This window comes from Actinokineospora sp. (assembly GCF_050699995.1).
Lineage (GTDB): Bacteria > Actinomycetota > Actinomycetes > Mycobacteriales > Pseudonocardiaceae > Actinokineospora.
Window position 1 is genome coordinate 1 of sequence record NZ_JBOHGC010000118.1, and the last position, 1811, is coordinate 1811.

A 1811-nucleotide genomic window follows, 5' to 3' on the forward strand; every position below is an offset into this window, starting at 1 on the left:
CGGTGAAGGGCGCGCAGGCGTCGTCGCAGATCGGCATGCCGATGGTGGCCGACCGGACGGCGGCGAGCACCACTTCGCTGCGGGTGCCTGCCGCCACGGCCGCGAAGCCGTGGTCGATCCACATCGGAACGGCGCGGCGGTAGCGGACCGTCTCGCCGTCGGTGCGCCAGCCGACGCCGAACCCGTCGACGTTGACCGTGCCGCCCTGCCGCATGTCCTTCGGCGCGAACGTCTGCCTCAACAACCCCTGCGGCGGGTCGAACAGCAGGGACGACAAGGACACAGCAGGCCCCAGGTAACCCAGATGGCGGCACACGGCGTTACCGCGCCTCATCCGGGAGCACGTCGCGGGCGCATCTGAACCCGGCGAAGATCTGCCTGCGGATCGGGTGGTCCCAATTGCGGAACGTCCCGCGCACGGCCGCCTTGTCGGTGCCGAACGACCCGCCGCGCAGCATCTTGTAATCGCCGCCGAAGAACACCTCGGAGTACTCCCGGTACGGGAACGCCGCGAACCCCGGGTAGGCCTCGAACCCGGAGTCGCACCACTCCCAGATGTCGCCGATGAGCTGACGCACACCCAGCGCCGACTCGCCCGCCGGGTACGACCCGACCGGCGCGGGCCGCAGGTGCCGCTGGCCCAGGTTGGCGTGTTCCGGGCCTGGATCGTCGTCGCCCCACGGGTACCGGCGCGACCGGCCGCCTGCCGGGTCGAACCGGGCGGCCTTCTCCCACTCCGGCTCGGTCGGCAGCCGCCTGCCCGCCCACTTCGCGTACGCGGCGGCCTCGTGGAAGCTGACGTGCACCACCGGCTCGTCGACCGGGATCCGTTCCACCAGACCGAACCGCGTGCGCACCCAGCCGTCGCCGTCGCGCTTCCAGAACCGGGGCGCCACCAGGTTCGCCTGGTTGCGGTACGTCCAGCCCTCGGCACTCCACCAGCGCTCGTCGTCGTAGCCGCCCGCGTCGATGAACGCCAGGTAGTCGCCGTTGCTGACCGGGACCGTGTCGATGAAGAAGGCGTCGACATGGCGCCGGAACGCGGGCCGCTCGTTGTCCAGCGCCCACGGCTCGGTCGACGTGCCCATGGTGAACTCACCCGCCGGCACCAGCACCTCCCGGCGCGCGGGCCTGGTCGCCGGACCCGGGTCGGGCGCGTGCAGGACCGGCGCGCCGACCCGCAGTTGGTGGGTGGCCAGCATCGTCTCGTCGTGCTGCTGCTCGTGCTGCACGATCATGCCGAACGCGAAGCCCTGGTCGACGAGCCGCGAGCCTTCGAGCGGGACGCGTTCGAGCACGTCGAACACCTTCTCGCGCACCTCGCGCACGTAGCCGAGGGTCTCGGCGGGCGAGAGCAGCGGCAGCGCGGGCCGGTCGGCGCGCGCGTGCTGGAAGGCGTCGTAGAGGTGGTCGATGTCCTCGCGCACCGGCTCGCGCCCGCCGACGTCGCGGACCAGCCAGAGCTCTTCCTGGTTGCCGATGTGCGCGAGGTCCCAGACCAGCGGCGACATCAGCTTCGAGTGCTGGCGGACCAGATCGTCGTCGTCGACGGACTCGGTCAGCGTGGTGCTGCGCTCACGCGAGCGCCGCAGCGCGTCGGCGACCTTCGCGCGCAGGTCCTCCGTGCTGGTCACGACTTCCTCCCAGTGGTCGTGTCGGTCAGCCGTTCCAGTTCCCCCATGACCAGCCGGGCGTAATCGGGCGCCAGGCCCAGGTTCGCCACCGCGCGCAGCCCGATGTCGAGCACCGCGCGGGCGGCGGCGGCGAGCGGCCGGTCGGCCAGCCCGTGCCGGGCCGCGACGACCCAGCGG

General features: G+C 72.2%; 1 protein-coding gene and 2 pseudogenes. All 3 read right to left on the reverse strand.

Features of this window, described 5'->3' with window-relative positions; translation table 11 throughout:
- Positions 1-283 (reverse strand): annotated as a pseudogene (locus ACRDSQ_RS06800) (ergothioneine biosynthesis protein EgtC); the annotation flags it as partial.
- Between the two features lie 37 nt (positions 284-320).
- On the reverse strand, positions 321-1634 hold the full coding sequence (egtB, locus tag ACRDSQ_RS06805; protein WP_431419715.1) for an ergothioneine biosynthesis protein EgtB: 1314 nt from the start codon (positions 1632-1634) through the stop codon (positions 321-323).
- Positions 1631-1811: pseudogene (locus tag ACRDSQ_RS06810) on the reverse strand (ergothioneine biosynthesis glutamate--cysteine ligase EgtA); the annotation flags it as partial. The gene egtB and the pseudogene ACRDSQ_RS06810, both read right to left, overlap by 4 nt.